The sequence below is a fragment of the Lentilactobacillus sp. SPB1-3 genome (assembly GCF_026913205.2).
GTDB lineage: Bacteria > Bacillota > Bacilli > Lactobacillales > Lactobacillaceae > Lentilactobacillus > Lentilactobacillus terminaliae.
In genome coordinates, this window is sequence record NZ_CP168151.1 from 1636432 (window position 1) to 1650285 (window position 13854).

The 13854-nt window shown below is 36.1% G+C and carries 17 protein-coding genes and 1 pseudogene; 7 read left to right on the top strand and 11 right to left on the bottom strand.

Features of this window, described 5'->3' with window-relative positions; all coding sequences use genetic code 11:
• The first annotated feature begins 104 nt into the window (after window positions 1-104).
• Window positions 105-644, top strand: a complete 540-nt coding sequence (locus O0236_RS08760) for a hypothetical protein (RefSeq protein ID WP_268913583.1) — start codon at window positions 105-107, stop codon at window positions 642-644.
• Between the two features lie 129 nt (window positions 645-773).
• Here the strand turns inward: O0236_RS08760 and O0236_RS08765 are convergent, their stop codons facing one another.
• Together O0236_RS08765 and O0236_RS08770 are read right to left on the bottom strand one after the other, a co-directional pair.
• Window positions 774-1340: a TMEM175 family protein gene (locus O0236_RS08765; RefSeq protein ID WP_268913582.1), complete on the bottom strand. Its 567-nt coding sequence runs from the start codon at window positions 1338-1340 to the stop codon at window positions 774-776.
• A 94-nt stretch (window positions 1341-1434) separates the two neighbouring features.
• Window positions 1435-2115: a metal-dependent hydrolase gene (locus tag O0236_RS08770; protein WP_268913581.1), complete on the bottom strand. Its 681-nt coding sequence runs from the start codon at window positions 2113-2115 to the stop codon at window positions 1435-1437.
• Window positions 2116-2397: 282 nt separating this feature from the next.
• On the opposite strand from O0236_RS08770, the gene O0236_RS08775 reads away from it, so the two are divergent.
• On the top strand, window positions 2398-2568 hold the full coding sequence (locus tag O0236_RS08775; RefSeq protein WP_268913580.1) for a hypothetical protein: 171 nt from the start codon (window positions 2398-2400) through the stop codon (window positions 2566-2568).
• 309 nt (window positions 2569-2877) lie between these two features.
• Here the strand turns inward: O0236_RS08775 and O0236_RS08780 are convergent, their stop codons facing one another.
• From O0236_RS08780 to O0236_RS08795, 4 genes are all read right to left on the bottom strand, one after another.
• A complete protein-coding gene (locus O0236_RS08780; protein ID WP_268913579.1) occupies window positions 2878-3201 on the bottom strand; it encodes a helix-turn-helix transcriptional regulator in 324 nt (107 codons plus the stop codon).
• Window positions 3202-3418: 217 nt separating this feature from the next.
• Window positions 3419-3769, bottom strand: a complete 351-nt coding sequence (locus O0236_RS08785; RefSeq protein ID WP_268913578.1) for a hypothetical protein — start codon at window positions 3767-3769, stop codon at window positions 3419-3421.
• A gap of 476 nt (window positions 3770-4245) precedes the next feature.
• Window positions 4246-4620, bottom strand: a complete 375-nt coding sequence (locus O0236_RS08790) for a nuclear transport factor 2 family protein (RefSeq protein ID WP_268913576.1) — start codon at window positions 4618-4620, stop codon at window positions 4246-4248.
• 207 nt (window positions 4621-4827) lie between these two features.
• Window positions 4828-5388 carry a TetR/AcrR family transcriptional regulator gene (locus O0236_RS08795; RefSeq protein WP_268913575.1) on the bottom strand — a complete coding sequence of 187 codons (561 nt, stop codon included), beginning with the start codon at window positions 5386-5388 and terminating at the stop codon, window positions 4828-4830.
• 114 nt (window positions 5389-5502) lie between these two features.
• Between O0236_RS08795 and O0236_RS08800 the strand changes: the two genes are divergently transcribed.
• Entirely contained in the window at window positions 5503-6534 is a 1032-nt protein-coding gene (locus O0236_RS08800; RefSeq protein WP_268913574.1) for an SDR family oxidoreductase, read from the top strand.
• 312 nt (window positions 6535-6846) lie between these two features.
• Here the strand turns inward: O0236_RS08800 and O0236_RS08805 are convergent, their stop codons facing one another.
• Window positions 6847-7800: an aldo/keto reductase gene (locus O0236_RS08805; protein ID WP_268913573.1), complete on the bottom strand. Its 954-nt coding sequence runs from the start codon at window positions 7798-7800 to the stop codon at window positions 6847-6849.
• Between the two features lie 131 nt (window positions 7801-7931).
• Between O0236_RS08805 and O0236_RS08810 the strand changes: the two genes are divergently transcribed.
• Window positions 7932-8303, top strand: a complete 372-nt coding sequence (locus tag O0236_RS08810; RefSeq protein ID WP_268913572.1) for a MerR family transcriptional regulator — start codon at window positions 7932-7934, stop codon at window positions 8301-8303.
• A gap of 100 nt (window positions 8304-8403) precedes the next feature.
• On the opposite strand, the gene O0236_RS08815 is transcribed toward O0236_RS08810, so the two are convergent.
• Window positions 8404-9270, bottom strand: a complete 867-nt coding sequence (locus tag O0236_RS08815) for an SDR family NAD(P)-dependent oxidoreductase (RefSeq protein ID WP_268913571.1) — start codon at window positions 9268-9270, stop codon at window positions 8404-8406.
• A 242-nt stretch (window positions 9271-9512) separates the two neighbouring features.
• Between O0236_RS08815 and O0236_RS08820 the strand changes: the two genes are divergently transcribed.
• Window positions 9513-10094: a TetR/AcrR family transcriptional regulator gene (locus tag O0236_RS08820; RefSeq protein WP_268913570.1), complete on the top strand. Its 582-nt coding sequence runs from the start codon at window positions 9513-9515 to the stop codon at window positions 10092-10094.
• 129 nt (window positions 10095-10223) lie between these two features.
• On the opposite strand, the gene O0236_RS08825 is transcribed toward O0236_RS08820, so the two are convergent.
• A complete protein-coding gene (locus O0236_RS08825) occupies window positions 10224-10589 on the bottom strand; it encodes an MmcQ/YjbR family DNA-binding protein (protein ID WP_268913569.1) in 366 nt (121 codons plus the stop codon).
• 335 nt (window positions 10590-10924) lie between these two features.
• Window positions 10925-11431, bottom strand: a complete 507-nt coding sequence (locus O0236_RS08830) for a MarR family winged helix-turn-helix transcriptional regulator (protein ID WP_268913568.1) — start codon at window positions 11429-11431, stop codon at window positions 10925-10927.
• Window positions 11432-11569: 138 nt separating this feature from the next.
• On the opposite strand from O0236_RS08830, the gene O0236_RS08835 reads away from it, so the two are divergent.
• Entirely contained in the window at window positions 11570-12511 is a 942-nt protein-coding gene (locus O0236_RS08835) for an ATP-binding cassette domain-containing protein (protein WP_268913567.1), read from the top strand.
• A gap of 13 nt (window positions 12512-12524) precedes the next feature.
• Complete coding sequence (locus O0236_RS08840; protein WP_268913566.1) at window positions 12525-13301, top strand: ABC transporter permease; 777 nt, start codon at window positions 12525-12527, stop codon at window positions 13299-13301.
• A 191-nt stretch (window positions 13302-13492) separates the two neighbouring features.
• Here the strand turns inward: O0236_RS08840 and gpmA are convergent.
• Window positions 13493-13688: pseudogene (gene gpmA / locus O0236_RS08845) on the bottom strand (2,3-diphosphoglycerate-dependent phosphoglycerate mutase); the annotation flags it as partial.
• Between the last annotated feature and the right edge of the window lie 166 nt (window positions 13689-13854).

The following is a 13854-nucleotide window of genomic DNA, read 5'->3' on the forward strand; positions in this document are numbered from 1 at the left end:
TTTAATACTTGAGTAATGCCAATCTGATCATTTAATGTTAGTTATTATTTATCCTCGGGATACAACAAGTATTAAGTCGTCAATAATATTTGGAGGATCCACAATTGAATTTAAATAATCTCAGTTTGGCCAACTTGTTTCTGGCAGCTGTCATAATTATTAGAGTTATCATGCTTCAGTTACAACCCAAAATCATCAAGTTCAGCTCAACTTTTTATCTGTTGATGATTATCTTTGGAGTGTATGAAGGGATTAAGATAAAAGACTTTCATCTAACCACAGGATTCATCTGGTTCGTTATCTTAGCTTTAATCAGTACCGTATTATTCGCTTACTTCAGAGTCATTTCCTATCACCTATGGGTTGATGATTACCAGCTCGTGATGCGTCAAGGAACTTGGATTACTTTAGTTCTTTGGATTATTGGTATTGGACCACACATGCTGATCGATAATCTGTGGGCACAAAGTAACGTGGTTATTCTAGTTCACTTAGGTTTAACTTTGATGATTCAGCGTGGCATTGTTTGGCGTCTCGCTACTCGTCAATTTCTTGCTGAAATCCAGACCACAACTGCTTACAACGATAAATATCGCCATGAACGGCGCGAGGATCACGAGCACCGCCATAATCGCAACAGATAGTTCATCTGTAAAACAAAAAAGCATCCTAAATCTCAATTATTATTCAAGAGATTTAGGATGCTTTTTTTAGTGGCTTTATTTTCTATCTATTCCTCAATGTAAATACCTGTCATAGAGGACTTTCTGTTTCTAATTTTTATGGTCTCGTCTCCGTTCAACAATTGCCGACCCAATAACAATTCCACCAGCCATGACTGGTATCAAAATAATTCCTAGAATTGGAATAAATAAAAAGAGAACTGCTTCTAAGACGTACGAAATATATAACAACGGGAACGCATATCGATTAGGCATGATCAAATCCGGATTCAGTTTTTCAATGTTTCGGCCCAACAACTGAAATGATACCGCCCACAAGAAAGTAACTGCGACATAGAAAATTCCTGGTGTTGCAGATTGTGGATAAGCTGACAACCATGAGGCTGAAAATGGAATAAAAGATTGTAATAATAGCCATAATGAATTCAGCCAATAAGTCGTCCGGTTAATTGTCTTGGCATTAGTGAAAATAATATGATGATTGTACCAAACCACCATAATTAAAATAAACGTTGCAATATAAATTACTAAGCTTCGCCATTCAGCAAGCAACGCATTTATTGAAGGACCATCTGGACGTGGCAACTCCAAAACTAATAACGTTACCACAATCGCAATAATGGCATCAGTAAACGCCACCAGTCGTTCTTTGTTCATCAATAACATCCCACCACCAAATAATTTTAATCAACCAACAACACACAAAAACATCTGACACATATAAGAGTCAGGTGTTCTATGTTTATTAATATTATACCGTGACGGTATCCCCAGCTTTAGCAATCTCAACGACACCATCAGGCAATAGACCCGCGAATTTTTCTGGATCTTGTTTGATTGTTGGGAAAGTATTGTAGTGAACTGGCAAGACGTGTTTAGCATTTAGACGCTTTGCAGCACTAGCAGCCTCTTCTGGACCCATGGTAAAGTTACCTCCGATTGGTAAGACTGCTAATTCAACGTCGAATCCCTTACCAAACAGAGACATGTCGCCAAAGTTTGAAGTATCGCCAGCAAAGTAAACTGACTTACCATCAATGGTTAACATGAAGCCACAAGCTTCTCCCATGTAGACAGGCAGCCCATCAATTACCAAGCTAGAACTGTGTTGAGCATGCATCACTTTGATTTCGCCAAATGGAAATTCCCACTTACCACCGAGATTCATAGGATGACCTTTAACAGCGCCCTGACTTTCAGCGTAGTGCACTAATTCCGGCATACCGATAATTGGTGCTTGATTCCGACGACTAACGTCAATCATGTCACCACTGTGATCATGGTGCCCATGAGTTACCAAAATGTAGTCACATTTCACATCCAATGTTAAGTCGGTCTGTGGATTTCCAGTGATCCAAGGATCAACCAACAAGACAGTCCCATCGTCTAAACGTGCTTCCACACAGGCGTGGCCATGATAAATAATTTTCATTATTATTTCCTCCACTTCATTATTGAAATGATTAGGCTTCACAAAATCGCCGCGATCTACCACATTGTTTGAACCAATGTACAGGTAAGGGGTTTCTAAAGCCTACTTTTACTGTGAGTCTACCACAACCAATCTGAAAGGTGGTTGATTTATGCTTGTGGTTACCACTGTTAAACAATCTAGAGAGACTTTTATCTTATCTTACAAAGTAGGATGTATAATGTTGTTGATAAATCGATAACAAAGATTGCTTTTCACTAAAACTGTTAGGAGGAATCCAACATGAATAAACCTGCCTTTCATCGAGAACAACTTGGTTTTGTTTCATTGTTTCTGGCCTTTATTGTAGTAGCAGCTAATAGTAGTGATCGACCACTTTTTAAAATAATTGCTTTGGTTCTGGTAATTTTAGTTATTGTTTTAGGAATCAAAATCCTTAGAGATAGAACATAGTTTCTATCTCTCTTTACCATTACAAGGAATAAACAAAAATACTATCGTTGCACCAAACGCTAGACAAAAGTCCAACAAAACTCTACCAGTGGTCATACCAATCGCCGTACCAATATCTACATTCATATAAGTAATCAAGAAACTTTGGTTAAAAAAGTTAAGCACTATATTAGTTAGTATAAATATAGTCACTGTGCTTAGAAGCTTAATTAACTGAGTTTTTTTATTGAATTTTTGCCAATTATCGTAAAGAGCCAAGATTATGAATTCATTTATGGTTAATAAAAGAGATATCATCACCGAACGAAATCACTTGATATAAAACATGTGTAGATAATCGCAAAACAGAAGAATTATATTTAAAACATATAAAACCTTTTGGAGGCGTTTATTTTTTACCAACTGTTTATCTTGATCGGCATAGTAAGACAATACTTGATCATCTCTTATAAGATTTTCAAACGATACGTCGAAGAAATCACTGATATTGATGATTATATTCACATCTGGATAGCTTCTTCCAGTCTCCCATCCAGAAACTGTTTTTCTAGAAACATGTAAATAATCTGCTAATTCTTCTTGAGTTATACCTTTTTGATTTCTGCATTTTTTTAACTTATCAGAAAAGTTCATTGCGCCCTCCATGACTGTGTCCATTAAACTTAAGAAAGATCTGTTAATACTATTATTAACAATACGTTATTAACATTGAACTTTCAATCATGCTTGAAGCGGCTTATTTACAAATATAATAAAGTTACTGTGACCACAATAACTAATTTGATGAACTATGCATTAATCTGTTCAAACATTGAAGACTTTAGTATATCTTTCTTTGAATAATATTCGTCTACTTCACCTTTCTATTTTTTCTTTGATGTGTCATATATGATACGACTATCATAAATAATAACGTAAAAAGTTTATCATAATAATTATTCAGAAATTTTCCTTCAAAGAATATATTTGTGATCTCAACAATGGAGTAAACAATCAAAGGATAGATTAAATATTTGTTTACCGGTTGTTTATTAAAAGTCACTAGTAATGCGATTCCAAAGAGTGTAGCTATTGCATATAGTAATAGAGCTAAACCGTGATTAAATGGTGCAAAGAATATCGCAACAATGACAACAACATAAGCAGGTACAAGCATCCATATAATTTTTTTCAATTCTGGTTCTCTAGTTTCTTTTGGCATGTTACTTACTCCTTGCTAACGAAATTTCTTTGTAACAGAAAAATATTAGGGCAGATATCCCAATCATTAACTTAACTTTTTGAATAACCATTGAAGATAGATCTGAGAAACTATTCGAATATGTAAAGATTAAATTCAGGCATGCAACTTGAAAGATTACTAATAATACTAATTTTGATGCTTTTCTGTTAATCGTAACCAACACTTCCTTAATGATCGAATATATCAATCTGTAATCACTTAATATCTGCATTAAATGTTAATTTATTAGTCCATAACTAACAAGCTGTGTATGTAAGACATCGTTTATTTACGTGATGCTGACGCATCAAGACACAAACGTCACCAAAGTTTGCGTTTAGGTTTTCGATGAAACCCCATGAAACAACAAACCACCTGATTCAAATTAATGAGATCAGGTGGTTTGTTTTTCGTACATATTTCATATCGCTTATATTCATGATTCTTTACTTAGATCAAGATATGATTCTTTTCGTAAATAACCATTTGCCATTGATTCGCTTCAAAGTATGACTAATTTGTGCCACTGATAAGTTCTTAAGTGAATCAGAATCAACAATTAGTAGAATCGAGCTTGCTGTAGCTGTGGTATCAGTCCAGTCATTAACGATAACTGATGTAGTTAAATGTAGTGTATGGCCCTCATTTTTCCAGACATTCTGAACCATGCTTTTTAGTTCTTCTTGTCCTGTGGCACTACCTTGGGTACCCTCAATTTTGCCATCATCTGAAAATAACGCAATATAACTGTCTGCATCCTTTTGGCTTGCTAACTGATCAGCCTGTGTAATCATTTGCATTATTGTTAGTAGATTTTCACTATTCCCCATGATTATCCCCCTCCTAAAACATGCTCGTGCTGGTATGCTTAATATCTTTGTTACTGTTATCAACACCAAAATCATTGCACAGAGATACTTAACTTTCAACCGGATACACTTAAAGTATTCTTCAGAATAAATCTTCAAAAAAAGCAAAATCCCTAACCTCAATTTATCGAGATCAGTAATTTTTTAATAAACATTTGTTACCCACAGTTAATTTTCCAGTAGAGAATTAAACGTCGTACTTTGAAGTTTACCTAATAAGTCATGAATGTCATCCAATGAATCTTGCTTATCGTTCATTACCCAATCACGCCAAATATTGTAAACTCCAGCACTCATAAACCCAATCCAATATTTGCGATTTACTTGAGGTATTTTATCAATACCTTCTAAGCTCTGATAAAAACGTTGCATATTATTAAAGAATATTTGCCGAATAATATATTCAAAATGTCGATCAATTGATAGCTTCATCGTGGAATCAAATTCAGTAAAGAAGTTACTAATCGCAAACATCTTTTGGTTTACCGGCGTTTGAAGAATGACATCATCGAATAACCGATTAATCTTGGGTTCAAAATAATCCCTTAACACGTCACCAACAGTTTCAAAATTTCGATAAAATGCCATCCGGCTGACGCCTGCACGCTCAACTAATTTTGAAATCTTGATATCTTCTAAATTAGTATTCTGTAATAACTCTAACAGTGCAGTTGCCAGAAAAAATCTGGAATCATTTTTAATAGATTGTGAGTATTTAGTAGCTGCCATTACACTTTCCCTCTTTCGTCACAGATGCCTTACTTAGGCTTGTTTTCTTACATTAAAAATTGTACGATGCTCTTGCATTAGTTACAAGTGTAACATACAAGGAGAAAGTATAATATGTCAAAACATTTAGTAGTAGTTACCGGAGCAACAGGGTTCATCGCAAGTCACACAATTGCCCAACTTCTAAAGCAGGATTATCAAGTTCGTGCCACTGTTAGATCATTAAGCAAAGCAGATCTTGTCAAATCGATGTTGTCGCAAGCCGGCGTTGAAGATTTTGATCAACTATCATTCGTAGAAGCTGATTTAACCAATAATAAGAATTGGGACAAAGTTATGGAAAACGCAGATTATGTTATGAGCGTGGCTTCATCAACTCCAACCAATGAGTTCACTGATGCCGATGCAATGACAACTACAGCCATTAATGGCAATATTCGAGTATTAACTCACGCTCGTGATGCAGGTGTGAAACGAGTTGTCATAACATCAGCTTACGGAGCCATCGGAATGGGTCATACAAATCGCACCACACCATTCACCGAAAAAGATTGGACTAATTTAGACAATTCAAATCTCGATCCTTATCAACGTTCTAAAACATTAGCTGAAAAAGCATCATGGAATTTTATCGAAGCCGAAGGTAATGGATTAGAGATGGCTGCTATTAATCCTGTAGGAGTAATGGGTCCTGTTCTGTCCAGTGATTTTTCACATTCTAATCAACAAATCGTCCAGCTATTAAGTGGTCAGGTTCCAGCAGTTCCAAACATCAATTCTGGTTACATTGATGTCCGAGATGTTGCAAGTCTTCATATTCTAGCCATGACTAGTCCAAAAGCAAACGGTGGAAGGTTCTTAGCAACAACTGGCGAAACGCTTTCCATGTTGGATGTTGCTAACATTCTCCGTGACGCATTCCCAAATTTTGAGGACAAGTTACCAACAACAGTTATTCCAGATGATGTTTTAAAAGAACAAGCAAAGGAAAATCCAATGCTTAAAATGATGGCTACTCTCGTCGGTAATTTTGCTGATACTAGTAATGAGAAAGCCAAGACATTATTAGGATGGAATCCTAGGTCAGCTAAAGAAGCCATCATTGCCACAGCTCAATCTATGATTGATTTAGGTATTGTAAAATAATAATTAAGTTATTTAATAAAATTAGCCAAGATAAAATCCCTGAACTCAATTGATAGAGATCAGGGATTTTATCAGGGATTTTATCTTGGCATTATCGTTATAGAAAACTTCACTTACAAATATGGTGAATTAAATACTCCATATTTTAAGGTAACTAAATTTCCTTGGGAAACTAACGTTACAATTTTCTCGTTTCGTCACAAATGCTATTGATCTAATTGCTTATCAACGGTTGTAATTGTAGGATAAATTTACTGCATCCAAACAAATTCCATCGATCATCTGCACGAAACCGCAATCTAGCTTCGATTTTTATGGCAAATCATTGCCAGCTGCAAAGTATACGTCATACAATTCTTGATTAGTAAGTTCGACGTCGGCCCCTGCGGCACTATCAACAATATGTGATGGTGTCATAGTTCCTAAGATGACTTGCATATTTGCAGGGTGACGGAGAATCCAAGCTGTCGCAATTGCATTTGCAGAAACACTATATTTATCTGCAAGTTTGCTTAGTATTTTATTCAATTCAGGAAATTTATCATTATTAATAAATGTACCATCGAAGAACCCATATTGAAATGGTGACCATGTTTGAATGGTCATGTTGTGTAGACGACTATAATTTAAAATTCCGCCATCGTGATCCACACTTCGATCATCTGTCATATTCACATGAATGCCTGAATCGATCATGCCGGTATGCATAATGCTGAATTGAAGTTGGTTAATCATCAATTTTTGATCAATCGCTGATTGTAGTAATTCAACTTGTTGAGGATCAAAATTCGATACTCCAAAGTGTCGAACCTTACCAGTCATTTGCAATTCGTCGAAAGCTTCAGCAACTTCTGCAGGATCCATTAATGCATCTGGGCGATGAAGCAAAAAGCTGTCCAGATAGTCAATGTTCATTCGTTTTAAAATACCATCAACTGAATCAATAATGCGTTTTTTTGAAAAATCATAACGTTGACCGAAAACAAAGCTACCACTGCTCTTTTCAGGATCAACTACAATTCCGCCCTTAGATTGAATGAAAAAATCATCCCTACTCAAACTAGAATTCTTCAACGCATCAGCAAACACCTCTTCGGATTTGCCTTGACCGTAAATATCCGCTGAATCAATAAAATTAATTCCACTATCATGAGCTGATTCAATCGCTCTAACCGCATCATTTGAACTAAGTGCTTCCATTCGCATAATTCCTAATGCAACTGCGGATGTCTGCCAATACGTGTTTCCCATCTTAATTTGTTTCATCATTTTTCCTCCCAAATATAATTAAGCTAATAATAAACAATGCACATTTAAGAGCATCGCTTAACAACAATTACACTATAAAACTTAAACCATGGTCTAAGACAAGGACTTTTTTAAAGGAGATTTTTATTATGGGACTTTCTATTTCTGACGCTGTTAAAAGAACGGGAATTCCAGCAACCACTATCAGGTATTATGATAAAAAAGGGATCTTACCTGCAGTTAATTATGACCCTAATGGTCACCGACATTTTTCGGAAACAGATATTCAAACTTTAGATTTAATCACCTGCCTTAAGGACACTGGGATGGCATTGTCTAAAATCCGTAAATTTATTCAACTAACTCAAAAAGGAGATAGGACTTTAGATGAGCGAATTGAACTTTTACAGTGCCAAAGGAACAACGTTAAGTTTCGAATTGAGCGTGACCAAAAAAACTTGAATAAGGTTGATGATAAAATCACAGAATATATGCGTTCAAAAGTAAACATTTTAAAATAAGAACAAAAAGATCCCTGAATTCAATTAAATGAATGCAGAGATCTTTTTTAGGAATCAGTTAATTTAAATTTATGAGTTCATGATTTCAGATACACAAATTCTATCCTTGATAATCATCAGCATCTGTTGAGTAAGCAATATCTTTTTGTGCTTCAAGAGCAGTTAAGCGGTTAGATAATGAGTCATGAATTTTCTTGTAAGCATCGCTACCCAAAGCCATTCGTAACGCACCTTTCCCCTCATCAACACGCCTAATGATTTGGTCCGCCATCTTCCGTGGATCTCCGGCAATCATTTTGATATAGGCATTAACATCTATACCAGGAACATCACCTTTCATTTGGTGAGTAATCTGATCAACTACCATGCCATTATACGCCGGCAAATCTGCACCAAATACGCCATTTCCTCCAACGAAATTTGTCCGAATGCCACCAGGTTCAACAATCGTCGTCTGCACATTGAATGGCTCTACTTCACTGGCTAATGCCTCAAAAGCCGCTTCAACTGCCCATTTAGAAGAACTATACATTCCCATTGCTTGAGTCGAATATTCACCCGCCATGCTTGAAATCTGCACGATATGCCCATGCCCTTGTTCACGGAAATGAGGCATAAAGGCTCTAACAGTACTTAAGGAACCAAACAAATTGACCTCAAAGACGTCTTCTACTTGCTTGGCGCTGATTCCTTCAACCGCGCCGTACAATCCATATGCAGCATTATTTAGCAAAACATCGATTGTTCCAAGTTCAGTAAAGGCTTTGTCCACAACTTTGTGAATATCTTGATCACTTTTAAGATCCATTGTTGTTTCCCAGAGTTGATTACCATACTGTGATTTCAAATCAGCTAAAGCTCCCTCGCGATGCGTAGTTGCGGCAACTCTATCCCCTCGTTTAAGTAATTTTTTAATGACTGAAGTCGCTAAACCACCCGTTGCTCCTGTTACAAACCATGTCTTCATCTTACATTCCTCCATTTTTTTGATTGAATCTTCGTGATTATTAAAATTAATAAATTTCAAATAACAATCTTAACCGATAGAACTATCGTTAAACATAAAACGAGTATAGCGATAGAGCTATCGTTTGTCAATCGAATAATTTGAATTAATTTACTCTGATGGATTGATAAGAATGATAGACTGTCAAATTTCAATTTTAATAAACGATAGAATTATCGCCAGAATACTGGTATTATGTGGTTATGAAACCTAAAAATGAAGCTGTTCGCCAACAGATTATTGATGCTGCTACGGAACTTATTATCGAATACGGAATTGCTGGAACCTCAACGGTTAAAGTAGCAAAACGCATCAATGGCGCTCAATCGAATATTTACTCATATTTCAAAAGCAAGTCAGAATTAATTTCTGGAGTTTTCTTACATCATCAAAAAATGATGATAAATGCGATGAAACCGGCTTTTGATGAGTCCAAATCTCCCAAAAAACTAGTCGCAGACATCGTATCTGAATTATTATCATTCGCTGATGAGGACCCTACCTCAATTCAAATTATTGCTGCGTTCCGAGCTCAGCCTAATCTCCGTCAGCAACTACCAACGATTGATGACAGTCAATTGTTAACAAAAATGTTTGAATTAATCACAAATTATCAACGTGATAGAGTTATAAATTCTGCCCCTGCAGAGTTTATCGCTGAAGCCATTTTTTCTATAGTGGTTAATTACAGCAATGCTAAATTAGCAGATGAAAATTACGCTCCATTGCTTAGCAAAGACACGGTAATCAAAATGGTTAGCGATTTCACTTTTATCGACAATTAATTCAGTAAATTCCAAAATTATTCTTTGTGCAACGGCTATTGAAAACCAAAATATCCCTAGTCTCAATTAAATGAGACTAGGGATTTTATAATAGAAATAATGATGATTCTGTTAATTAGTGTGAATATGTTACTTGGATGTTAATACATAGCTATCCTTTACTAACTTTTCCAATTCCGACAACGGCACAGTGCCATCTAACAGGATTGAGATCCAGTTACTTTTGTTCATGTGATACGCCGGGAAAAATCCCTGATTATTGATAAGAATAGAAATCAACTCTGGATCGGCCTTAACGTCAATCACCGATACTTTTGCATCTGGTCGGTCTGTTAATCCTAAATCACTATGACTCACTGGCATAATCAATCCAAACCACTTGCCATCAGGCCCGTGACGTAAAACCTGGTAATTTGGAAACTTAGAAAACGGTTTGTCTAAACTAACGCTTTCCAAACCCAATGCATACTCAATTAATTTCTGAATTGTATTCAATATTATTTACCTCTTCTTTATAGGTGTTAATAGTACCTTTCACATCAATTCCACTTTAAAAGTTTGTATAGTCATTACTAATTAATGTGCACAAAATTACGATATATCTAGAAACCGGACTATGACAATTATAATGTGGCAACTTGGTAAATAGTTATTTGAAGTTGAGGAGATTTAATATGAAAATTGTATTGCTCGCTGGTTACGCACTAAAAAACGACTTATATTTGTCCAACATATGCAAAAATCCCTGACCTCAATTACTAGAGATCAAGGATTTTATTTAGCACGTTAACTTTACCAAATTGTCATGGCTTACAGTTTCGAAAAAAAACTTACGATTTAAATTTCTTCAAGTAACGACCAGCAAGTAGCTTATGAAATTTAACCCCCAAAGTAGGATTTGCATCATCGATATCAGCATACATAGCCGTTGTAATTTTATTAAGCAATGGCACCAATTGATCAAGCTCTTCATCGGAAAGTGTATTCACAAAATTAGGCACTTCCTGATTCGCAGATTCAATTTCTTTTCGACCGGCATCAGTTAGATTCACTAAAGTAATACGACGATCTTTGTCTGACTTAGTCAACGTAACCAATTCTCGTTTGGCCAACTTAGAAACAAATTCACTGATGGCTTGTCGTGACATCCCTGAACGAGTTACCAGTTCACGTTGTGATAAATGATCTTCATCTGACAAAGCCAGTAGAATCTTTCCTTGCCCTTCAATAATCAATTTAGGACGAGCTTGCTTTACGATATCATCATAAATTTTACTAAGTTGCTCATACTCTGCCAATTTTCCTGCAACTTGTTCTGCCTTAGCATTATTCACCATGGTTAAATTCCTTTCATTACTTTTATTAATTATACACCATTCAAAAAAGTTTTGTCAGGTGCCTTGACATAATTTTAAGCCGGTCGTATTATGATTTTAGTCAAGGGCGCCTGACAATTAATTTTGGGAGGAATTTTCATGAATAATGATAATGTAATTGAAGTTAACAAGATTTCTAAAAGCTTCGATAACAAAGAAGTTGTCAAAAACATCTCTTTCGATGTTCGCCGAGGAGAAATATTTAGTTTGCTGGGACCTAACGGGGCAGGGAAAACCACTCTATTAAAAATGATGACCACCCTACTAAAACCTGATCAGGGCACAATTTCACTAAATGGATTTGACACCATCGAGCAAGGTCAAAGGGTTCGCCAAGAATTTAGTGTAACCGGACAATCAACAACGATTGATGAAGATCTCAGTGCTCGGGAAAACCTGTTAATCTTTGCAAAATTAAATGGGCTATCTAGTAAGGATGCTAAGACCCGAGCAGATGAACTATTATCAGATTTTGATTTGATTAATTCTGCCGAGCAAGCACTATCAACATTCTCAGGTGGAATGCGCCGACGGTTAGACCTAGCAGTGAGTTTAATTGGCAAACCACATATTTTATTTTTGGACGAACCAACAACCGGGCTTGATCCCAGGACTAGACTTCAAATGTGGCAAGCAATCCAAAAGTTAGTCGAACAAGGATCAACAATATTTCTAACGACTCAATATTTGGAAGAGGCCGATAGGCTAGCTGACCGGATCGCGTTAATTGACCATGGAAAAATGATTACAATTGGCACACCAGATGAATTAAAACAACAAGTTGGTGGAATGCAACTACGAATTGAACTATCTGACCAAAAAGATGCTAAGTCAGCCAAAGTAATCATTCAAAAAGTTTTGAATCAACCAGTTAGTGTATCTGACAAATCTTTAGTGGGCTCAATCGGAGACCCAGGAATCAAATCAGTCACTACGATTCTCGATGAGCTTCAAAATGCTGAAATATCCATTAATAACTTAAATATTGAATCACCATCATTAGACGACGTGTTCTTCAAGATGACGGTTGGCAAGAACTAAAGGAGGATCAATTATGCAATCGACAACGAACAAAAGTCACGTCATTATTAACACTCTCACATTAACCCATCGTAACTTATTAAAAACTCTCCATAACCCAGACAATATCAGTGATGTTATTATTCAGCCTATCATTTTCACTCTATTATTCGGATATCTATTTGGTGGTGTCGTGGCCGGGAGCGTCAAAGCATACTTACCAATGCTGGTATCTGGAATTCTTGTTCAAAGTATTCTAAATGCTGCATCAGGATCAGGTCAACAACTCCGTGAAGATATTAATAGTGGAATTTTTGATAGATTCAAGTCATTACCAATTTCACCCATCGCTCCATTAGCAGGACAATTAGTTGGGGACATTTTTAGGCTATTAATTTCCGGCGTTGTAGCCATCCTAACCACAATGCTAATGGGCTGGCGACCAGAGGTAAGTTTTCCAATGCTTTTAACTGCCCTATTATTGGCCGTGTTTATCGGCTGGGCCACTTCTTGGATATTCGCTTTAATTGGTTTGGTAGCAAAAAATGCAGAGCTCATTGGTAGTCTATCAATGATAATCATCTTAATTCTAACATTCTTATCAAACGCATTTATTCCAATTAAAACCTTACCCACCTTTTTACAATCGCTCGTAAAATTAAACCCAGTAACTATTACGATCAGTGCCATCAGAACCATTTTGAGCACTGGTAGTTGGGGAAGCAATGCCACAATGGTCCTTATCAGCGGGGTAGTCATCATTTTAATTTTTATGCCCCTAAGCATTAAAATATATGAACATCGCAACTAACAAATCTAATCATTGTAGTAATAATTTTGCTATCAATTACACACACCCTCAAGTTCGACTATAATTATCTCAAAGTCCGATTAGTGACCACTAGTGAACGATTAATCATCACAAATACAAATAGACGCAAAAAATCCCTGACCTCAATTACTTGAGATCAGGAACTTTTTTATCAGTTATATCAATTAAGATTAACCTAATTTGTTTTTGCTTTGTACTTCAAGCTTGTCGTTGAAGTCGTAGACAACTGGTTGACTAGTGGCCATATCAAGGTTGATGATATCTTCATTTGAGATACCTCCAATGTGCTTGCTCAATGCACGTAGTGAGTTACCGTGGGCAGCTGATAACATTCTTACCATCAAGTAATTTAGGTGCAATTTCGTCTTACTTCTCTATTCAACAAAAAATCGCAACCATGTTCATTCTAATCAATTTTACTTTTATGTAGATTCAATGGTTAACGGTGTCACTCCTTCAATTGTAATAAGGTAATAAACATGCTATTCTAATTGTGTAAAACTTAATTTGACAACGTCTTTATTTCCTGAAG

Excerpts from the sequence above, each read along its gene's own strand:
- O0236_RS08765 (WP_268913582.1), bottom strand. The coding sequence starts at position 1,340 with ATGAACAAAGAACGACTGGTGGCGTTTACTGATGCCATTATTGCGATT.
- O0236_RS08770 (WP_268913581.1), bottom strand. The coding sequence starts at position 2,115 with ATGAAAATTATTTATCATGGCCACGCCTGTGTGGAAGCACGTTTAGAC.
- O0236_RS08775 (WP_268913580.1), top strand. The coding sequence starts at position 2,398 with ATGAATAAACCTGCCTTTCATCGAGAACAACTTGGTTTTGTTTCATTG.
- O0236_RS08780 (WP_268913579.1), bottom strand. The coding sequence starts at position 3,201 with ATGAACTTTTCTGATAAGTTAAAAAAATGCAGAAATCAAAAAGGTATA.
- O0236_RS08785 (WP_268913578.1), bottom strand. The coding sequence starts at position 3,769 with ATGCCAAAAGAAACTAGAGAACCAGAATTGAAAAAAATTATATGGATG.
- O0236_RS08790 (WP_268913576.1), bottom strand. The coding sequence starts at position 4,620 with ATGGGGAATAGTGAAAATCTACTAACAATAATGCAAATGATTACACAG.
- O0236_RS08795 (WP_268913575.1), bottom strand. The coding sequence starts at position 5,388 with ATGGCAGCTACTAAATACTCACAATCTATTAAAAATGATTCCAGATTT.
- O0236_RS08800 (WP_268913574.1), top strand. The coding sequence starts at position 5,503 with ATGTCAAAACATTTAGTAGTAGTTACCGGAGCAACAGGGTTCATCGCA.
- O0236_RS08805 (WP_268913573.1), bottom strand. The coding sequence starts at position 7,800 with ATGAAACAAATTAAGATGGGAAACACGTATTGGCAGACATCCGCAGTT.
- O0236_RS08810 (WP_268913572.1), top strand. The coding sequence starts at position 7,932 with ATGGGACTTTCTATTTCTGACGCTGTTAAAAGAACGGGAATTCCAGCA.
- O0236_RS08815 (WP_268913571.1), bottom strand. The coding sequence starts at position 9,270 with ATGAAGACATGGTTTGTAACAGGAGCAACGGGTGGTTTAGCGACTTCA.
- O0236_RS08820 (WP_268913570.1), top strand. The coding sequence starts at position 9,513 with ATGAAACCTAAAAATGAAGCTGTTCGCCAACAGATTATTGATGCTGCT.
- O0236_RS08830 (WP_268913568.1), bottom strand. The coding sequence starts at position 11,431 with ATGGTGAATAATGCTAAGGCAGAACAAGTTGCAGGAAAATTGGCAGAG.
- O0236_RS08835 (WP_268913567.1), top strand. The coding sequence starts at position 11,570 with ATGAATAATGATAATGTAATTGAAGTTAACAAGATTTCTAAAAGCTTC.
- O0236_RS08840 (WP_268913566.1), top strand. The coding sequence starts at position 12,525 with ATGCAATCGACAACGAACAAAAGTCACGTCATTATTAACACTCTCACA.